Origin of the sequence: Oligella urethralis DSM 7531 (assembly GCF_000372065.1) — a bacterium.
Lineage (GTDB): Bacteria > Pseudomonadota > Gammaproteobacteria > Burkholderiales > Burkholderiaceae_B > Oligella > Oligella urethralis.
The window spans coordinates 61,895-80,419 of the sequence record NZ_AQVB01000001.1 but is presented as its reverse complement, the minus strand read 5'-3'; the positions used below and the strand labels follow the sequence as shown (position 1 = coordinate 80,419).

Annotated in this window: 14 protein-coding genes; 1 reads left to right on the top strand and 13 read right to left on the bottom strand. The window is 48.3% G+C overall.

The window, feature by feature from the left end:
* Positions 1-21 precede the first annotated feature (21 nt).
* The gene (locus A3GA_RS0100365; RefSeq protein ID WP_018025391.1) at positions 22-753 is read left to right on the top strand and encodes a transporter substrate-binding domain-containing protein; all 732 of its coding nucleotides are present in this window, start codon (positions 22-24) and stop codon (positions 751-753) included.
* 74 nt (positions 754-827) lie between these two features.
* Here A3GA_RS0100365 and A3GA_RS11785 read toward each other — a convergent pair whose 3' ends face one another.
* From A3GA_RS11785 to tssK, 13 genes are all read right to left on the bottom strand, one after another.
* Positions 828-1,451, bottom strand: a complete 624-nt coding sequence (locus tag A3GA_RS11785) for a T6SS amidase immunity protein Tai4 family protein (protein WP_081606580.1) — start codon at positions 1,449-1,451, stop codon at positions 828-830.
* 108 nt (positions 1,452-1,559) lie between these two features.
* Positions 1,560-2,543: a hypothetical protein gene (locus A3GA_RS0100355; protein WP_018025389.1), complete on the bottom strand. Its 984-nt coding sequence runs from the start codon at positions 2,541-2,543 to the stop codon at positions 1,560-1,562.
* Between the two features lie 41 nt (positions 2,544-2,584).
* Positions 2,585-3,166 (bottom strand): thermonuclease family protein, encoded by a 582-nt coding sequence (locus tag A3GA_RS11105; RefSeq protein ID WP_018025388.1) that lies wholly within the window; start codon positions 3,164-3,166, stop codon positions 2,585-2,587.
* 87 nt (positions 3,167-3,253) lie between these two features.
* Positions 3,254-5,155 carry a type VI secretion system baseplate subunit TssF gene (gene tssF, locus A3GA_RS0100345; RefSeq protein WP_018025387.1) on the bottom strand — a complete coding sequence of 634 codons (1,902 nt, stop codon included), beginning with the start codon at positions 5,153-5,155 and terminating at the stop codon, positions 3,254-3,256.
* Between the two features lie 13 nt (positions 5,156-5,168).
* Positions 5,169-5,993: a type VI secretion system accessory protein TagJ gene (locus A3GA_RS0100340; protein ID WP_225792227.1), complete on the bottom strand. Its 825-nt coding sequence runs from the start codon at positions 5,991-5,993 to the stop codon at positions 5,169-5,171.
* Between the two features lie 10 nt (positions 5,994-6,003).
* Positions 6,004-7,503, bottom strand: coding sequence for a type VI secretion system contractile sheath large subunit (gene tssC, locus A3GA_RS0100335; protein WP_018025385.1), 1,500 nt, complete (start codon positions 7,501-7,503; stop codon positions 6,004-6,006).
* A gap of 11 nt (positions 7,504-7,514) precedes the next feature.
* The gene (gene tssB / locus A3GA_RS0100330; RefSeq protein WP_018025384.1) at positions 7,515-8,051 is read right to left on the bottom strand and encodes a type VI secretion system contractile sheath small subunit; all 537 of its coding nucleotides are present in this window, start codon (positions 8,049-8,051) and stop codon (positions 7,515-7,517) included.
* A 58-nt stretch (positions 8,052-8,109) separates the two neighbouring features.
* Positions 8,110-9,165 carry a type VI secretion system protein TssA gene (tssA, locus tag A3GA_RS0100325; protein WP_018025383.1) on the bottom strand — a complete coding sequence of 352 codons (1,056 nt, stop codon included), beginning with the start codon at positions 9,163-9,165 and terminating at the stop codon, positions 8,110-8,112.
* A 68-nt stretch (positions 9,166-9,233) separates the two neighbouring features.
* Positions 9,234-11,477, bottom strand: a complete 2,244-nt coding sequence (locus A3GA_RS0100320) for a hypothetical protein (protein ID WP_018025382.1) — start codon at positions 11,475-11,477, stop codon at positions 9,234-9,236.
* A gap of 27 nt (positions 11,478-11,504) precedes the next feature.
* Positions 11,505-12,233 carry a type VI secretion system-associated protein TagF gene (gene tagF, locus A3GA_RS0100315; RefSeq protein ID WP_018025381.1) on the bottom strand — a complete coding sequence of 243 codons (729 nt, stop codon included), beginning with the start codon at positions 12,231-12,233 and terminating at the stop codon, positions 11,505-11,507.
* A gap of 2 nt (positions 12,234-12,235) precedes the next feature.
* Positions 12,236-15,865: a type VI secretion system membrane subunit TssM gene (gene tssM, locus A3GA_RS0100310; protein WP_018025380.1), complete on the bottom strand. Its 3,630-nt coding sequence runs from the start codon at positions 15,863-15,865 to the stop codon at positions 12,236-12,238.
* Positions 15,862-17,157 carry a DotU family type VI secretion system protein gene (locus A3GA_RS0100305; RefSeq protein ID WP_018025379.1) on the bottom strand — a complete coding sequence of 432 codons (1,296 nt, stop codon included), beginning with the start codon at positions 17,155-17,157 and terminating at the stop codon, positions 15,862-15,864. The genes tssM and A3GA_RS0100305 overlap by 4 nt, the downstream gene beginning before the upstream one ends.
* Positions 17,158-17,162: 5 nt before the next feature.
* On the bottom strand, positions 17,163-18,509 hold the full coding sequence (tssK, locus tag A3GA_RS0100300; protein ID WP_018025378.1) for a type VI secretion system baseplate subunit TssK: 1,347 nt from the start codon (positions 18,507-18,509) through the stop codon (positions 17,163-17,165).
* Positions 18,510-18,525: the final 16 nt, after the last annotated feature.

Genomic DNA, 18,525 nt, shown 5'->3' with positions numbered 1-18,525 from the left:
TAATCTTTAGAGGAGAGGATAATGCAGGACCAACTCGATTTAAAAAAGGTGTTCGCTCCCACCGGTGAACTTCGCGCCGTGATTAATCTGGGCAATGCCATTCTCGCAAAGCCCGGCACGGAGCATGAAGTAGTGCGTGGGGTGTCGGTTGATTTGGCAAAGAAATTTGCCTTGCAATTAGGTCTACCGTTGAAATTAATTCCGGTTAAAAAGGCCGCGGAGGCGGTTAACTATATCGCCACCGGCAATGCCGATATCGGTTTTTTTGCCATTGATCCGGAGCGTGCCGAGTTAGTTAGCTTCACCCAACCCTATGTTGTGATTCAGGGTGGCTATATGGTGCCTCAACACTCATCGATTCAAAGCATTGAGGAGGTCGATCATAAAGGCAACCGGGTGGTGGTCGGCCAAGGTAGTGCCTATGATTTACATCTAAGCCGAAGCTTAAAGCATGCTGAAATCATCCGTGCCGCCAGTTCTCAAGAGGTGGTTGATCATTTCTTGGCTCATGGCTACGAAGTCGCCGCCGGCGTAAAGCAACAGCTGGAATTAGATGCGGCACGTGTTGGTAGCGCAGTACGCATTTTACCCGGTCATTTTATGGAAATTCCTCAGGCGATGGGGGTCGCTAAACAACGCGGTGATTTAGCGGCGGACTATCTCAATCAATTCGTACAGCTAGTGAAAGCCAGTGGTGAAGTACAGCAAATATTAGATGCCAATCAAGCACAGGGTGCCATTGTCGCTAAATAGCCAGCGCTCACCCGGTGAGGGCGAGCAAGCAAGCGGTGATGGATAGTGCGTTATCAGCACCTCGACCGCTTGAGCTACGGTATGACCGCATGATCTTCGGCGTAGCTACGGCTGGGATCAATCACATGGGCCAGAGCCAGCTCCTCCAACTCCGCACTATGGTAGAGATCGAGGCACTTGAGTAGCTGTAATTTCGCTTGCTCACTCGACGCTTGAGGCATTAGCTGCTCGCTCTCAGCCCCCATCTCTGGCTCGTCTGAGGCACGACTAGCCGCGCGATACGGCCTTTCTAAATAGCGGCTAACTAGGGGTGGCACCTGGCTCAACATCGCTGCCAACTCATAGCGACTCCAACTATGCAATGCAGCGGCCGTATACAGCGCATCGGCTGCTACCTCTGCACTCTCATGATAAGCCGTACTGATGCAATAGGCTAAGACCTCATCTTTGAAAACCTGCTGATAACTCCTTGCCGAGGCAGGACTCACATCCACAATGTCCGGATCAAAATCTCGTAACTCCTGCAACACGGCGTAATCCGGTGCTTGCGCTTGAGTCTCGCGCTGGGCAGCCCCATCAGTCAGTGAGGGCGGCTCCTCTGCTGTGGCGGCAAACACCAAGGAGCTCAAAGCAGCTAGCACGATCAATGTGCTAAATGCTAAGGCAGCGTACATACGATAACAAGTCAATCTGCTCATCACGACGATCCCTATCAATAACAGCGATGCTAGTTAGACCGTATGCCATCTTAAAGTTCAACCGCCTACCTTGCGACCTGAGCACAAAGCTCAAGCAGCAGTGATGAATTACTCAATCACAATGCTTGGTTGATACTCATTAAAGAATTGCTCAGGACGCATCGCCCCCATCAAGGACAACATCATAAACTCTTCAACGCTGATTGGCTTCACCACGCTCGCCTTGAATTTGATATCAGAACGTTGATTGCTTAAAAAATCGAATAACTTAGTGCATGCACTTTCAAGATCATCGACCACCATCGCAAGGCCATCTGTATTAATACACTCCTGCTTAGCCTGCGCCAGCTTCATTTGCAACATTTGCTCGCGCTCTGATGCTGTCAGTGCCGCTTGCTCATCAGCTAATTGCTGCTTTTCAACGAGCTGCATCAGCGACGGTACACCGCCTTTATCCTTCAACTCTAAGCTCATATCCTTAAGCGTGATTTTAGCTAATAAGCTCATCAATTCAGGGGTCATTTCCTCTACATCAGGATTAGCCGCTAAGTAGTTTGATAGATCTAACACAGCGGCAGGATTAGCCAAATTTAACATGCCCCCCACTTCTAGAAAATCCGGAATCAGCACACTTGATTTAAGCGTCACCTCCCCAGCTGCGCCGTCCAATTTATAGTAAGAAGCCACATCAAGATGCCGTGGTGCGGGCTTATCAATTTCTGCGAACAGCGCATTTAACTCCTCCCGGAACAGCTCACCACTCACATCCACGATGTTTTTAATCGTAAAATCGACTTCCTGAAAATCTTGCTCCTCCTTGAAACGATTTAACTTGACCTCATCCGCACTGAGTAACAGCTCACCCTCATCGTCCAATAAAGTTACCTTGTGCAGCGTGACCGTGCCACTAGGACTGGCCTCTAACTTGGTGTAGCTCAGTCTATCTTGTAGCTCATGCTGCACTAAAAATTGCTGCACCTCCTCTTCGACTCGATTAGTGGCAGTTTTTTGTATAAAGAACCAAGCGCCCACGGCAATCAGCGCCAGTATCACCAGGATGATGACGGGTTTTTTAATTGTTGACTTAGCCATTACTCACCTCTCTTAAAAAAATTTAAACTTAAAGGATCATGCTACTTACGCTGTTGCCGCCTGTACTCCCAAGGGGCCAAAGGATTAGCATCACGCCACAGCCCGAGTCTTTCGCGCTGCGCAGCTTGCTGTGCTTCAAGGTACTGATTATCCGTCATATACTGGGTATAGGCCCAAGCATAGCCCTGCCTGACCATATACAAATTGACATTAGTACCACCGATAAAAACCTCGGCTAACAAGCGTTGATAGCGATCCTTACCCTCAATCTGCAGCCGCACTTCCTTCGTCGCAATCAAATCAGCTAAGGCCTCCTTGGCCACACGGGAAAAGGGCTGTTTCTGCTCCGGCGCATCAATTTGTGATAAACGCACCCGATGCTGCTTATGATTCATGTCTAGCAAGGTGATGCTATCCCCATCTGAGACTTTAACCACACGTCCCGTTAATACGGACTGCGCTGCGGCCTCCCTCACCTCCACCGACTCAGCCGTCGCCTCGCTTGCTTGATACAGCGAGCGGATTGCGCTTTGGTTTTGACAGGCCAATAAGAGATTAAGTACTAACAGCAGTAAGACGCTAAAACGCCATAGCATGACTAATTTGTGCTTTGCATTATCCATTTAGCTAGTATATAAACAAATCAGGCATCAACGCACAAAAATCCCTTAATTTGTCCTAGCATATTTTAAGCATCGTGGCGCCAGCACTTAGGCCACTGGTCTAGCACCCATGCGCGGTTGCCAACGAGCAATTTCACCACGCTGCAGGGTTTTTAAAACCAACTCCGTCATTAAATTAATTGAGACATGACGAGCAAAAAACTGCTCTAACACAGCGCCTAATAAATACGGACTGATACCTGAAAAAGCCAGCTCATCTATTTCAAGCTCAATTTTGACGCCGCGCCCATATAATATCGGCCCTGGCATTGGTATACGGTGGTGCATTGGCGTAATCGAGACCTTACGAATACCGTTAATCTGCTTGCTAATACCGCTATCAGCCACATTGGCATAAATACGCAGCAATTCACGCAAGGCTGCCGCACCTTGTTCCTCATCTAAATCCATCAAGCTGGAATAATTTAAATTTAAATGACTAAGCAAGCGCCATGCATAGGCGCCACGCGCCAAGGCCGGTCGCGGTTTAGAAGGATCACGTAATAAACTCAGGCCCTGTGTAGGCATAAACTCGCTAAAGCGAAAATCAATCTTATCACCCGCTCTTAATAACAAGGGCAAATCGCGATTGGTACAACTTAAGTTCAGCGACAAGGCCTCAATCTCTTGGTCAAAGGGTGGCTGTTTGGGGTCAGATAGGCTGATAAAAACCTCGCTGCCGATATACGAAGTACGGGTACCGGAGCGCTGCGCCGTATCCGATAGTTGGCGCTCTTCTCGTCGCACCGAGAAATAGCCATGCTGCTCATCACTATCAGCACCTAAAGCTCTAAACATCTCTTTAAATGGCTGACTACCACGTTGACCCGCACGCATAGCCTCCACCCGATCCACACTATAGACCTCATAATCCATGGGCTTGGCGCGCTCTGGCACCACATGATACTCATGCAAATTCGGCGTCACAGCAATGCGATTTGCTTTATAAGGAAATAAATTGATAATAGGTGCACAATTCAGCAAAAAGTTTTCAGCTGAAACATTAGCCTCTAAATCATAAAAACTCTGATCAAACAAAAATGTGATTTCAAAGTGCTTATTATCCTTGTCTTGAATCAACTCCTCTGGTAGCTTTAGGCCTTTTAGTAAGTTATTAATACTGAAAAACATAAAGCGTTGAGGAAAGGCAAAGTACTCATGCAAAATACGATAACCGTGAAACACGCGCGGATCTAATGGCAGCATCGACTGCTCTGAGTCAAAGCCTTCATGCTTCACTGCGCTTTTATCCAAACGATTCATCCATCGCATTGGTCGTGCATCATCATGACACACTACCGCAAGGGTATGCGCCATGATCAATTCCAGCAATTGATGGGTAATCATATCATTGCCATTTAGAAAAAAGCTCAGCTTATCAAAGTCCTGCAAGCCACTCAGGGTGGCGCCACCCTCCACCTTAAAGCGCATACGCAAGGAGCTCATCACCACCGGCTGATTGCGCCCGTTAAAACCCATGCGCTTAAGCGGTAAATCAACCGGCACACCACTGATTTCTGCTTCTTCCAAAGTGAGCGGACGCAATTCTTGCGCTTGCCCCACCGTAAAACGAAGCTCCTTATCATCGCTCAGGCGTGCGCGTAACACCGTACCCCGTTTGACCTTAAAGCCTTGATTTAGATTACCCCGCTTAGTGTCTGGATGAAATTGCACTACCGACATGGAGGGCGTAGGTGCCACATAATGTGGGTGTAGCACCTCTAATAGATTTTGCGTAAACTGCGGAAACTCGGCATCCATTTTCATATGAATGCGTGCAGTTAAAAAGCTAAAACCCTCCAATAGCCGTTCAACATAGGGGTCAGAAACCTCAATGCCCTGCATCCCTAGCCGACCAGCGATTTTGGGATATTGCGCGGCAAACTCCCTGCCAGCCTCGCGAATATAATTCAATTCGCGATTATAGTATTCTAAAAACTCACTATCCATGGGCGCTTAACACTTAATTGCCTGCATCAAAACGAATCTCAGCAATTTCCAATAGACCGTACTCGTTGCTATCACTCATCAGCATTTTTTGGCCCAGACCCTGATAAATAGTTTCAGATAAGGCAATCCACTCAGTACGCGCTACTAAGTTTAAGGCATCGGTCTGACTAGCATAATCGAGCTGAGCAGGATAGCGAGCAGGCACCAGACCCACATGTGAGCGGCCATCCAGCATCAATACCTCAGTTTGCACCCACAGCAAATCGCTAAGCCCTTGTGCTTGAATCAAGCGCAGACTGGCAATCGCCTCAAACGGAATCCAACCATAACGGCCATTACTCATAAATTCAAGTAAGGGACCTAAGCGCCCATCCCCATCGCACAACCACTCAAACGCCTGCGTCTGCTCGCTATTATCATGCCTTGTTAGCACACCGCCAATCATGGGCGCCATTTCTAAGGCTTGTTGCCTAAAGGCAGCCGCTTGGTCCGGATTGTCTTCTTGTAATGCTTGGGTCAATAAAGCAAACCACTCAGGCGGCGTGCCAAAAACCGCTGGCATCGCCTCGCCTGCAAATACCTTTGCTCTTTCGCTCTCCGCATTCATGGCATTGATATAAATCATCGCTACCGGTTGCGCCTGCGGATTCATTTCGGCACTGAGTTTGAGCTGATCAACGGCCCGTTGCCAGTCGCCTTTGAGGGCTAATACTTGAAACAACTGGGCACGTAGATCCGCATTATCCGGCTTTTTACGCACCGCATTTTTGATCTCTGCAAGCACCTCATCAATGGAATGTGTCTTAAAAAGCTGAGTGCTTAAGGCTGCTTTCATCATGATTTCCTAATTACTTCTCACTGTCTTTTAACGAAGGTAACTTAGACACTAAGCGCAAGGACACCGTTAAACCCTCTAGTTGATAGTGTGGGCGCAAGAAGAACTTAGCTGCATAGTAACCGGGATTATCGGGTAGCTCAGTCACTTGCACCTCAGCCGCCGCTAATGGCTTACGCGCCTTGGTCTCTTGTGAGGAGTTAACCGGATCACCATCCACATAGTTCATAATCCAGTTATTTAACCAACGCTCCATATCGTCACGGTCGGTAAATGAACCCACCTTATCGCGCACAATGCACTTCAAATAGTGAGCAAAACGGCAGCAAGCAAATAAATACGGTAAACGAGCCGCTAAACGGGCATTGGCTGTTGCATCCTGATCATCGTACTCGGCTGGCTTTTGTAGCGATTGGGCACCGATAAAGGCAGCAAAATCCGAGTTTTTACGATGTACTAATGGCATAAAACCGTTTTTAGCCAATTCTGCTTCACGACGGTCACTAATGGCAATTTCAGTAGGACATTTCATATCCACGCCGCCATCATCGGTCGGGAAGGTGTGTGCCGGTAAACCATCTACCGCACCACCGGACTCAACCCCGCGGATAGAAGTACACCAACCGTATTCCTTAAATGAGCGGTTGATATTGGCAGCCATCGCATAAGCGGAGTTAGCCCACGTGTAGTGGTCGTGATTGGCACCATCCACCGCTTCTTCAAAATCAAACTCATCCACTGGGTTCGTACGTGCACCATAGGGTAGGCGCGCCAAAAAGCGTGGCATGGTTAAACCAAGATAACGCGCATCGTCAGATTCTCTTAAACTACGCCAAGCGGCATACTCGGTATTACTGAAAATCTTGCTTAGGTCGCGCGGATTAGAGAGCTCTTGCCATGAGTCCATTTGCATCACCGAGGGTGCAGCCCCAGAAATAAAGGGACAATGCGCCGCCGCACCGATCTTAGCCATTTCACCCAATAGTTCAACATCTTGTGGGCTGTGATCAAAATGGTAATCACCGACAATACAACCAATAGGCTCACCACCAAATTGACCGTACTCCTCCTCATAAATACGCTTGAAGATTGGGCTTTGGTCCCAAGCAGCACCCTTATAACGCTTTAAGGTACGGCCTAACTCCTTTTTAGAAATATCCATAAAGCGGATTTTCAAGAGCTCATCGGTCTCTGTATTATTGACCAAATAATGTAAACCACGCCAAGCACCTTCGAGCGCCTGAAACTCTTGATGATGCAGGATTTTATTAATCTGCTCGCTAAGCTTTCTATCAATTTCAGCAATAATTTCTTGAATGGTCGAATAGGCGTCAGATGTTAGCGTGACCGTATTTTCCAAGGCCTGCTGAGCTAGGGTTTTAACCGCATTTTGTACAGCGTCACGCGCCTCATCGGTTTTAGGTTTAAACTCTTTTTGTAACAGCGATGCCAGACCATCCTCTGCACCAAGCTGTTGTTGCATTTCAACATCTTTTAAAGAACTTGTACTCATCCCACTATCTCCTAGTTCTCATCATCCGTGGTGGTTTTTTCTGCTGTTGTATTTGGTGCAGCGGCTAATGATTTTAATAAGGCCGGATTTTGTAAAACCTGATTAATCAGCTCTTCAGCACCGATTTTACCGTCCATATAGGTCAGTAAATTAGCTAATTCCGTACGCGCTTCGAGTAGCTCTGCTAGGGGCTCAATCTTACGCGCCACATTGGCTGGATTAAAGTCCTCCATGCTTTCAAAGGTCATATCCACATTTAAAATACCATCACCAGTTAAGGTGTTTTCAACCTGCATCGCAACACGTGGTTTAATGGATTTCATGCGATCGTCAAAGTTATCGATGCTAATCTCCATAAATTGACGCTCACTCACATCGGTCTTAGGTACTTCTGATTTACCTGCCAAGTCAGCCATTACCGCCATAACAAAAGGCAATTGGATAGTACGTTCAGCCCCGTAAATTTCAACGTCATACTCAATTTGTACTCGTGGGGCGCGGTTACGTGAGATAAACTTCTGACCGCTTGCGGTTTTTTTACGTTGCATGTAAATCCTCCAAAAAACTAATCTTTAAACCTAAACGATGTTGCTATGATGACGATAGTTATTCGTCGTTATCCTCTGTTTTTGCTAACCAAATATCGAACTGCTCATGACTGCCTGGCACCAAGTTTTTAATCATGTCGTAAAAGTTCAACGGTATGGTTTGTTGGACTCGACGGATTAAAAAAGGCGCTGGATGACTGGGCTCATGCACTTCAAAGTAGCTACAGACCTTTTCCAAAGCTAAGATGGCATCGGCTCGCGTACTGATACTGAGCTCTTTCCAAGACACCTCCTTAATTGCTTCTACTTTGCTAAGTTGGCTAGCTTGATGGCTCGACTCGCCCGCATGTTGCGCACTGCTCGATTCCTCAGGCGCTGAGCTAGCTTCAGTGCCGGCGGGCTGTGGATTGCCGACGACGTTCATAATGACGTCGAACAACTGAAGGGCTTGATTAAATTCGGGACGCCATTCATGGCCTAGCTTTTCAAGCACCAGCTCCTCAATCTGCCGCAACCAGCTGTGCGCCTGATAAAGGGCATTGATCTCAGCCTCATCAGTAATTTTGGCTTGGCTCAGCATCTCTGCTAAACGACCGCGACCACCCGGAAAATCCGTTTTTGAGCCATCAATAACCTGCTCCGCCTCGCGCAAGCTGAGCTGACCATAGGTGCCACTTAAAATCGGTGCAGAGCGTAAAATACCTAACACACCATCAACGGTCACCAAGGCATTAAGCGCATTAATTCTGGGCAATGGATCCTCATAACCGTCATCCTCAACCAAGGGCGGGTGGATGCCATCCCAAAACGCACGAATGGCCTTAAACACGATTTCCAAGCCATTGGCATAGCCGGGCAAACCATGTTGTGCCGCCCATGTGCGTACCAGCATCTCCAATACCCGTACATCACATGTTTTGGCGCATAGTGCTAAGGCTTGGCGCTCTGCTTGATTCCACTCGGGTGACTCCGCTTCAATAATGGTGTCACCGAACTGCTGCTCAGGCTTATACTCCAAGGAGCGCGTCAATGCCAAAAACTCTTGGCTATACTCTAAGTTCTCACCGCAATTTTCATTACTAAAAGAACCGGCAATTTCTTCAAACGTTACCATAATCGACGATCTTAACTTTTGATTATTAACTTAATATGACGACCATATGACATTGACATGACAGTCCGCTATTCAAAATGATGGCTGATGGTAGTACGGCCACCCGTTTGAATCGTGACGCTGGTACGATATGCCGGTAAATCACCATTGGTCACGACCACGCTATAAGTACCTGGCGCTAGGCGTATGCTATTACGCGGTGGACTAGCACCATAGCCGCGACCATTAATACTGACATTACCCCAAGGGCGAATATCTAAGTTTAAGGTGCCCATAGCCTGTTGACGCTCACGTCTTTCCTTATCCGCCTGCACTTGTGCCTGTAGGCGCTGACGTTCTTTTTCCTCTTGTTCTAAACGCAGCCGCTCTTGTCGTTCTTCACGTTCTTTTTCAGCCGCCAGACGACGCTCCTCAGCCTCACGTTCCAAGGCTTGCTGCTGCTGACGCTCAGCATCCTGTGCGGTCATTGCATTATCGTTGCCCAGCGTGCTTGTTGCAGGTGACTCCGTTGGCTGATTTTGTGCTTCTGTCAAGCTTGATGTGGCGGTGGTGGCGCTTGCGGCGGCTTCGTCCCGCACAAGCGCATCCTCGGAGACAGCTTCAGATGGCGTCTGCTCTACACCTGCCACTGTCGATTCTGATTCGCTCGCTGTAGCTTCTGTCGTCTCCTTTTCCTCCGCGGGCGCTGTCACCAAACTGCTTAACAAGGTGGCATCCGAAGACGCTGGCGACGGCTCCTCGCTATCACTAAGCGCTTCCTCCTGTGCTGCGGTTTCTACGTTATGAGCCGGCGCTTGATTTGCTTGCCCCACCTGCGGCGTAGGGGCTGCCGTCGATAGCGACTCCATGGTGCCTTGCATGCTCTGTTCGGTTTGTGCTACTTGGATGTTTACAGCGCCGCTAACTGCTTCAGCTTGGGCTAATGCCGCTTGTCTTGCTTGCTCTGCCTGAGCTTCAGCTGCTTCTTGCATTTGTGCAATTTGCGCCTCTATCGCCTCTTGTTGTTGCTCACTATCTTTACTAAACAATAAGTAAAAGAGCGTACTTAGAATCACAACTAAGGCAATCGCCGCCGCCGGATAGATCAATAGTTTTGAGGATTTTTGAGGGCGTTTTTGCAATGATTGCTTCTGCGCTTTTAAGGAGTCAAATGGCTCATCCGGTGCTGTTGTTGATCCCTCAGCATCCGCACTGGTGCCCACTTCCTCTGCTGGGGTCGTGGCTGATGTTGCCTTTGACGGTGGCACACTGCTCGCCGTCGCCGTGGTGACTGTGGCTGCCTCACTCGCCATCGCACTGCTTTCTCTTGGCTCTGCTGAGCTAGGCTCCTCATCTGTCGTGGGCTGATGCGTTGCTACTTCAGCGGGTGGCACAGCAGTTAGCGGAGCCCCTCCCATACCTAATTCCTCTAGACCGATGGAGGCATCCTCTGCCTCTGCTGCGCTTGTGACTAGATCGGCAGACTGAGTCTGCTCCATCAGCGGCGCCTCCTCAAGCGGCTGCGCCTGAGCAGTGTCCGCTTCCTGTCGAGCGCTTGGCTCAAGCACGGTTGCTTGCTCTGATGCGCTGTCTTGTGTTAGCGCTGCCGCCGGCACATCGCTTACGGTCTCATCTGACCTTAGATCACCCAGCGGGGCAACTGCAACCTCCTGCACTGGCGTTGGCCTCGCCACCACTGAGGCAGTAGTAGCGGACAGCGGCGCTTCTGTGATTACTTGTGTGCGTAATCCCGGGGCATGTTGCAGCGGTGGCAAACCAAGTAACTCACTAAACTCATCAATGGTGCTGATACGATCCTTAATTTCAATCGCCGTCGCCATATCAATGGCACGTAAATATTGTCGATTAAAGCGATCTTCCAAGCCCAAGTTGGTCAAACGTTCTTGCTCATTAACTAAGCGATTAATCGCACTTAGCGGTTGCGTTTTTAAAATTAAAAAACGCATTAAGGTCGCCAAGCCATACACATCCGTATGTTCACCTAAAGGCCAAGCCGCATCCTCGGTAAATTGCTCAAACGCTGCACACACGGGTAATAAGGGTTGCTGATCAAGCTCTTTGCTTAGCTGCTGACTAACCCCCGGCAATAGATGAAAGCGCCCACTTCCATCTTGAAAGATCGTATCTAAAGACCATAGCCCATAATAGCGATTTTGCTGATGCAGTTGACTCAGCCCTAAGCGTAAATCTGCCAGTAAGTCTTGCAAGTCTCCAAGACTGACCTTATCAGTCCACAATGCGGTTTGCCGTAAGGGTTTCCAAGTCGCAGGCACCTGACTAAGGGCTTGGGACACTTGTACATTAATCAACATAATTTCAATCTTTTAAAATTAAACTAGTTAAGCAAGAAAAAGCGTTTTAAATAAGGCGGCATTCGGTGCACCACCATGCACTTGTGCACGCAAAGCCGCACCCGTTGCCTGATTGGTCCACCAATAACTGTTGCTACCTTGGGGCTCGAAAAAGTTCGCTAAATTGGGCCAGGAAGAACCCTCTTCCTCTAGCTGCTCAGTCGGCGCTGTGCTATGCCCCTCATTTAAAATGGACAAAATATCATCACCACAGGATGGGGTAGCTATTGCGCTATGACGCTTCAGCATGGCCGTCATGGTTAAACTGATATCCGCCAGACTACGATCAAATTGCTCCACCGAACAGCCCAAGGACACAGCTTGTAATAAGGACTTACCAATTTGCTGATAAAATCGTGCAGAACCTGCAATAAGCTGTGGCTCAAAATAGCTCGGTGGCACATATAAGCTAACTAATAAAGGATAGAGTCTGCCGACCCGATCGCGACTAGGCGCAACACAACCAAGCTGCACCACATCACAACCATGACTGGCAGGCAGCGCAAAATTCCAAATCGGTGCATGAAAAAACAGGCTTTGCTTAGCAGCACTCTCTTTAACACTAGGCAAACCCAACTCCAACCAGCGATGCCACCAATTCACTAATTCTGAACTAAGACGTCGCCGCACAAAATCACCGGCAGCAGGCAGTTTGCCGTACCAGCCTAAGGCACGACTCAGATCATCAATACTCGGCGTATAAGCTGAAGATGACATCCCTAGTTTCTCCCCGGACAGACAAAGCTACGCATTTCATTTAAACGGAAAGGACTTTTAGCCGAATAGGCCGTAAATTCCAAGGTGACACTTCTACCCCCTAAGGAAAAAGTAGCAATGGTTACCTCGGAAGAGCGCCCTTGACGTAGAGACGCACGATCGAGTAGACGATTTAAGGCCCACGGGCCAGAGGTTGATAAACCGGAGCTACCCTGCTGCGTACTGGCACTCATCGACACCTGATTACTACCACGTTGCCCTGGCCAATCCATGGTCACCCCAACTTGTGGACCATGCTCATAAGTCAACACCTGACCGTCCACATCCAAAATAAATTGCATAATGCCGGGGTCCATATCTAGCGGACGAATGGACACCTTGTAGGAGGGCGCAGGATTACCTGCTGAAAAATACACATCCCGAATCACACTGGCTTTTTCAAAGGAGGACAAGAAACGGGCAATATCACCTTTGCTACCATCAACGCCCGGTTTAAAGCGCCATGGACGTGTACTCATATCGACTAAATGACTGATATTTTTCTGAAAAAACTCATCCATCATCTGCCCATGGCCAAAGAAACGGGCAAAGTCATTAGGTGCAATATCACGTGTCGACTGACTAAAGGGATAGCGTCCCGCAATCGCCTGCCGACAAAAATTGCCCAAAATCGCATCCACATCTTCGCCTACATTTTTTTGCTGCACCGAATTCACTGAGGCTGCCGCCTGCACGGATAAATCATTGAGCATCGAACCAACCGCAGGTGGCAAACGACCTGACTCGGCCTGTAATTTAGAAATTACGTCGGCTGTGGGTAAAGGTGTTTTCGTTCTGAGCGCCGTATCCGCTGCCGTTAAGTAGGTATATAGCTCACTTAATAAGCTCACGGTTGAATCAATTGGCGGGGCGCTATTTTGACCCACGCTGGTCGCCAATTCGCGGTATTGTACAAAGTGACGATCCACCAATTCTTCTAAACGCTCTGGTCCCGCATCAGTGCGCACTAAATTACCGGCACCGACCGGACCAATAATACTGGTCAATGAGGAGGTGGTGCTCGTAGCTCGTTCACGGGCACGATCGACGATGGAGCGCTCATTCTTATCATCGCTTCGTAATAAGGTAGTTTCATTTGCCACGGACTGCACAAAACGGGTTAAGGGCGAATTGGAAGAAGATAAGGTACGTGCCAATTCAATCGCGCCGACCAAGCTATCAGGTACTACCACGGCCACATCGGCTAAAAAAGCATCCCAATGCTTAACGTACTCATTAAAGTAGATGACGCGCACATCGTCGACTAATTTCTTATCACTACCGTCAGCGAGCTGCTTAGCTTCAGCATCTAAGACCCATACATCATCTTCTCGCAAACGAATGGTTTCACGCTCAACCCGCTTATCAAAGACATTCCAGTAACCATTAAAAGAGAAAAAAGCCGGCACCCCTTGATTTAAGGGTTTACCACTTTCTCTTTTAAAGACAGAGGCCGCCTGCGAACCGCCCAAACTAATCACACTCATCGGCGTACCGGCTTCGGCGGTGAGAATACGCTCAATCCGACTATAGGCACGGCGTGCCATCGACACCCGGTTTAAGTTATCGCGCACCTCCGCAATCAACGCCTCATCCTTAGGAAAGGGCGAAACCAAAACACCGCCACCCACCAGATTATCAATATGCTGTTCTAGCAAACGATACTGCTCGGTCGTGAAATTGCTGGGTAATACCGCATTCAAATCCGCCAAAATCCAGGTCTTCATATACGAGGCATCGTAGTGCTCAGGCTCATACATCATCAAATACGCCCGCAATGCCTCATACGATAATTCCAAATCCGCAGGACTGGCTTGACGCAAAGAAGCCTCAACCCGTTTTGCCACTTGCGGCAATAAGACATTTTTCAACGCATCCTGATAAACACTATTGGCAGCCGCCTGGATTTTATTACCTTGATAAAGGCCAAAATGGTAGCCCCAGGGACTGTCATCGACTTTAAAATCAGCGCCATCCGGCAATAACAAGGTACTATTTAAAAAAGGTAAAACCGTCAGCACATCCCCAGTTTGAGTGATCTTAATATCCTCCGACAGCTTTTGTAGTGGTGGTAGTTTGTCTTCAACCTGTGCCAGATAGCTTTTATTTTTAAAATAACTATTACCCCACACCAATAGCGCTACCGCAAAGACAGAGGCCATCACAGCGTAGGCTGTCCATTGAATCTTGCGCTTACGGCGCTCCCACTTAAGATTCAAGCCAGCTAAACCAGCCTCTTGGAACACCACCTCTTGTAGCAGCTTTCTTAGGAAGAAACTTTTACCGCCCTCAGTCGTTGACAGGCCCTGCTGTTGCTGCATACCGTCAAGCCGCATATAGCGTTTTAACTGCGCCGTGACCTTATCAAAACCTAAGCCACCTTGGGTACCACTGGTGAAATACACCCCGCGCGGAATGACTCGTTGCTCGAATTTGGAATTTGAAAAGACATCATTTAAAAAGCTGCCTAAGATCATTCGCAAATTAGCAAACTGTTGTGGTAGGGCATACGCTAGCGCTCTATGCTTTTCATCGCCCGTACGCATCATCACATCGGGCAATGAGTCAAACAGGCGCTCCTGCAGCAGCAAATACTCTTTATCAAAGGCGGGTAGCAGCTCAAAGCCTTTAGCTTGCGACTGCTCATAGGGAATGGTAAAGCCCCATACCTGCTGCATTTCCTCCATACTCAAGTCATTGAAATAAGACTCGAAGCCGTTGAGCAAGTCCACTTTGGTGACCAGCACATAGACTGGAAACTCAATCCCTAATTCATTCCGTAATTCTTGTAAGCGCTGCTTTAACACTAAGGCATGCTGTGCTCTATCCGTCGCATTAGCACTGAGCAGATCGGCAACACTCACGGTTAACATCACGCCGTTAATCGGTTGACGGCCACGGTACTTGGTCAGTAGATTAAGAAAGCCCTTCCACTCTTTTTCATCGCCTGTCGGATCACTTTCATGCGTGGTATACCGTCCTGCCGTATCCAATAACACCGCTTCATCGGTAAACCACCAGTCACAGTTACGCGTACCGCCAACCCCTTTGAGCGCCACCTTACCGAACTTTTCGGCCAAGGGAAAGTTTAAGCCTGAATTAATTAAGGCCGTGGTTTTACCCGAACCAGGTGCACCGATAAACACATACCAAGGCAATTGATACAGATATTGCTTAGAAAAACGCGCCAACGGCGAGCGCTCAGCACCCTGTTCAAAGCGTGCATGCTTTAATAAGGTGACGGCCTCATTAAACCGCTCGGCAAGAATCTTAATCTCTTCCTGCTCTTCTGCCGGTAAGTCTTTAATCGCAGCGTCATTTTTAGGTTGACGAATTTTGCCTAACAGCTGTGCATTTAAGCGTCCTTCACGCCATTTACGCCAGATCAGTCTAAGTAGCCAAATCCCGAAAATTGCCCCGATCAAATAAATGCGTACTTGCCTATCCTCTAAGGGATACCATTGCCCCACCGCAATCGATGGGCCAATATACCAGATCAGCCACGCCAAGATAAATAAACCCACAAAAGTCCATAAGCCGCGGCTAAAAATAAAACTTAATATTCGACTGGGTAAATCAAGTAACCAACTCATCGCTGCGGCTCTCTTAACTGACTTTGTTCACTCACGGGTGAGACTAATAAGGTAATTTCAACTCGACGATTTTTAGCACGGTTTTCAGGCGAGTCATTCGGCGCCACCGGCTCTGCCTCACCCCGACCCTCGGCGCGCACTCGATTCGGCTCACGCAAACGGGATTCTAATAAGGCCTTGACCGAATCCGCACGCGCTTGCGATAGCTCCCAGTTCGATGGAAACTGCAGCGTTCTAATCGGCACATTATCGCTATAACCCGTGACCAAAATCGCACCGACCGTGCCATTTAAGGCATCCGCCACGCGGCTTAACACCGGTAAGAACTGTTGTCTTACCTGCACTGAGCCGGACTCAAACAAGCCATCACCTCGGAGCACCACCACACTTCGATCCGCTTCATCACGCACGGTCAATAAATTCTCACGAATTTCAGGAGCTAAAAAAGTGGCCAAACGATCGGGCACCGGTACCGTACGTCGCTCTACTGGCGCCTGTATTTGCATACGTGGTGGCTGCACACGGACAATCTGAGAAAATAACTTATCGGATGAGCTACCCAATAACCAAGAAAAGCCGAGATACGCCAAGATGCCAAAAAACACCACCGCCAGGGCCACCACCCAAAGCGGGATGGGTAAGCGTTTGACCTGATTTAAGATAGCCTCAGCTTGCCAATGGGGTGATAAGGCATGTGGATACTGCCCGCGTACATTTTTGAGGGTTAAGAGCAGGCGTTGCTTTAAGGTTTCTAGCTGCGTGCGGCCGTTATCCATCACCCGATAACGCCCTTCAAAACCCAGCATTAAGCAGAAATACAGTAACTCTAATAAATCAATGTGGGTACTAGGATTTTGTGACAGCTTAGCCAATAACTGGAAAAACTTCTCTCCGCCCCAGGTCTCATTATGAAAGGTGACCAATAAGCTCTTGCCTGACCATTGCCCGTGACCACCCCATGGGGTCAAGGCACATGCCTCATCCAGCGCGGTACAAAGACAATAACGCGCCCCCAGAATGGTTTCATTTGGCACCCCGGCATGCTGCGCTCTTAGCTCAAACTGTCGAATCTCATCGACCAGTCGCTCACGTAACAAGTCCAAATTCTCATGCGATTTGGAGTTTCTAAGCTGAGGAATCAACACCAATAAGGGATTGGCGGCAGCCACTAAAGGGTTAGAACCACTGATAACATAATCGTCCGGGCGTAGCTCATTCGCCTGTGCGGACTGAAAAACACCGGCCGCTCCCCACGGCCCCATTTTAGAATCGCTATAGTCTGAAGAAGACATTTTGCCTACCTATTTTTATTACGTACGGCCCAGAACTCCATTTCTAACCCTGGAAACTCGCCCGCCAAATGCAAAGCTAACACACCTGATCTGGCAAACTGCTGCCATAAATCACCGCTTTGTTGGAATGTAAAATAAACATAACCGGAGTGATACGGTAATTGCGGTGGAATTTGCTCCACACTTTGTACATTCACACCCGGCAATTGCAAATGCACCAGATCACGAATCCGCTCAACCGGACCGAATTTTGCTTGTGCTGGGAAGTGCTTACGTAAACTATCCATGGGCATATCCGCTTTGACCCCGAGAATAAATTCCGCTTGCTTAATTAAGTTCAGATCCGTTAATTGAGCCACCCGTAAACCATGCCCTTTATCCACAAACTCAATGACCTCATAAGGATCATCCAAGACAATATTCAAGGCCGCATTTAACTGTCCCATCAACGGCGCAAAAGAGGCCTGCAAATCATCATGGTCATAGTGTGCGAACTGCTCCATGGCGCGCTGCTCACTTAAAAACACCGCCATTTCATTTAATAGCATTTGTAAGTTGCAAAAAAAGCCTTCGGGGTGATGATAATTCGAGCTAAGTAAATGATGAAAATAGGCGTGATAACGATTAATCACACTTAACATCATCATTTGGGTCAATGAACTACTGCCATTTTGTATGGCTGAAGCGGATAAGCGACGGGATAAACGCTTAACCTGCTCGTTTAATAAATCCACCGCCGTGACCAGAAAACTCAACAGATTATTTTTAACTTCAATAAAATTTAAAGTCGGTGGAATATAAGCTGTATCAATGACTAAGGCATTTTTACTATCGCGCCCTTTGATTCGCGCAATCGGCAAAAACTCATAATTGGCGTCCACTTGACTGGCTAATAGCAAACGAATTTGTAAACGCCCCAACTGCAAATTAACCGCACCCAAGGTAGTATCGGTCGTATCCACAATCTCCTGCTCCGTCACTGCATATCGTGCCAGCAAATCCTCACCTTCTTCAAAGGCAACCTGCTGTCTAGAGGCTTGACGTGTAGGAATGGCCACACCGACCAATTCATTACTAACCGCCTGTGGCACAGCTAAGGACACGGACGGTGTGGACTCATCGACCACAAAGCTAGTGCCATCTTTAAAAAAGCCTTTAGCCCGTGTCAGCCCCACACGACCTTGAGCAAAACCCTCCGTATCTAACTGCAACTCACTAAAGCCCCAAAAATAATGATCTGCCTGCTGTGAGCGAGCCACCAATTGACGCTCTAAATATCGCTCTTGTTGTTGGAAATGCTGAGGCCGCAAAAACATGCCTTCAGACCAAATCACTTTATCAAAACTATTCATATTTAATTTAAATTTA

Excerpts from the sequence above, each read along its gene's own strand:
- tssA (WP_018025383.1), bottom strand. The coding sequence starts at position 9,165 with ATGGTAACGTTTGAAGAAATTGCCGGTTCTTTTAGTAATGAAAATTGC.
- tagF (WP_018025381.1), bottom strand. The coding sequence starts at position 12,233 with ATGTCATCTTCAGCTTATACGCCGAGTATTGATGATCTGAGTCGTGCC.
- A3GA_RS0100320 (WP_018025382.1), bottom strand. The coding sequence starts at position 11,477 with ATGTTGATTAATGTACAAGTGTCCCAAGCCCTTAGTCAGGTGCCTGCG.
- A3GA_RS0100305 (WP_018025379.1), bottom strand. The coding sequence starts at position 17,157 with ATGTCTTCTTCAGACTATAGCGATTCTAAAATGGGGCCGTGGGGAGCG.
- A3GA_RS11105 (WP_018025388.1), bottom strand. The coding sequence starts at position 3,166 with ATGGATAATGCAAAGCACAAATTAGTCATGCTATGGCGTTTTAGCGTC.
- A3GA_RS11785 (WP_081606580.1), bottom strand. The coding sequence starts at position 1,451 with ATGAGCAGATTGACTTGTTATCGTATGTACGCTGCCTTAGCATTTAGC.
- tssF (WP_018025387.1), bottom strand. The coding sequence starts at position 5,155 with ATGGATAGTGAGTTTTTAGAATACTATAATCGCGAATTGAATTATATT.
- A3GA_RS0100365 (WP_018025391.1), top strand. The coding sequence starts at position 22 with ATGCAGGACCAACTCGATTTAAAAAAGGTGTTCGCTCCCACCGGTGAA.
- A3GA_RS0100340 (WP_225792227.1), bottom strand. The coding sequence starts at position 5,993 with ATGATGAAAGCAGCCTTAAGCACTCAGCTTTTTAAGACACATTCCATT.
- tssB (WP_018025384.1), bottom strand. The coding sequence starts at position 8,051 with ATGCAACGTAAAAAAACCGCAAGCGGTCAGAAGTTTATCTCACGTAAC.
- tssC (WP_018025385.1), bottom strand. The coding sequence starts at position 7,503 with ATGAGTACAAGTTCTTTAAAAGATGTTGAAATGCAACAACAGCTTGGT.
- A3GA_RS0100355 (WP_018025389.1), bottom strand. The coding sequence starts at position 2,543 with ATGGCTAAGTCAACAATTAAAAAACCCGTCATCATCCTGGTGATACTG.
- tssM (WP_018025380.1), bottom strand. The coding sequence starts at position 15,865 with ATGAGTTGGTTACTTGATTTACCCAGTCGAATATTAAGTTTTATTTTT.
- tssK (WP_018025378.1), bottom strand. The coding sequence starts at position 18,509 with ATGAATAGTTTTGATAAAGTGATTTGGTCTGAAGGCATGTTTTTGCGG.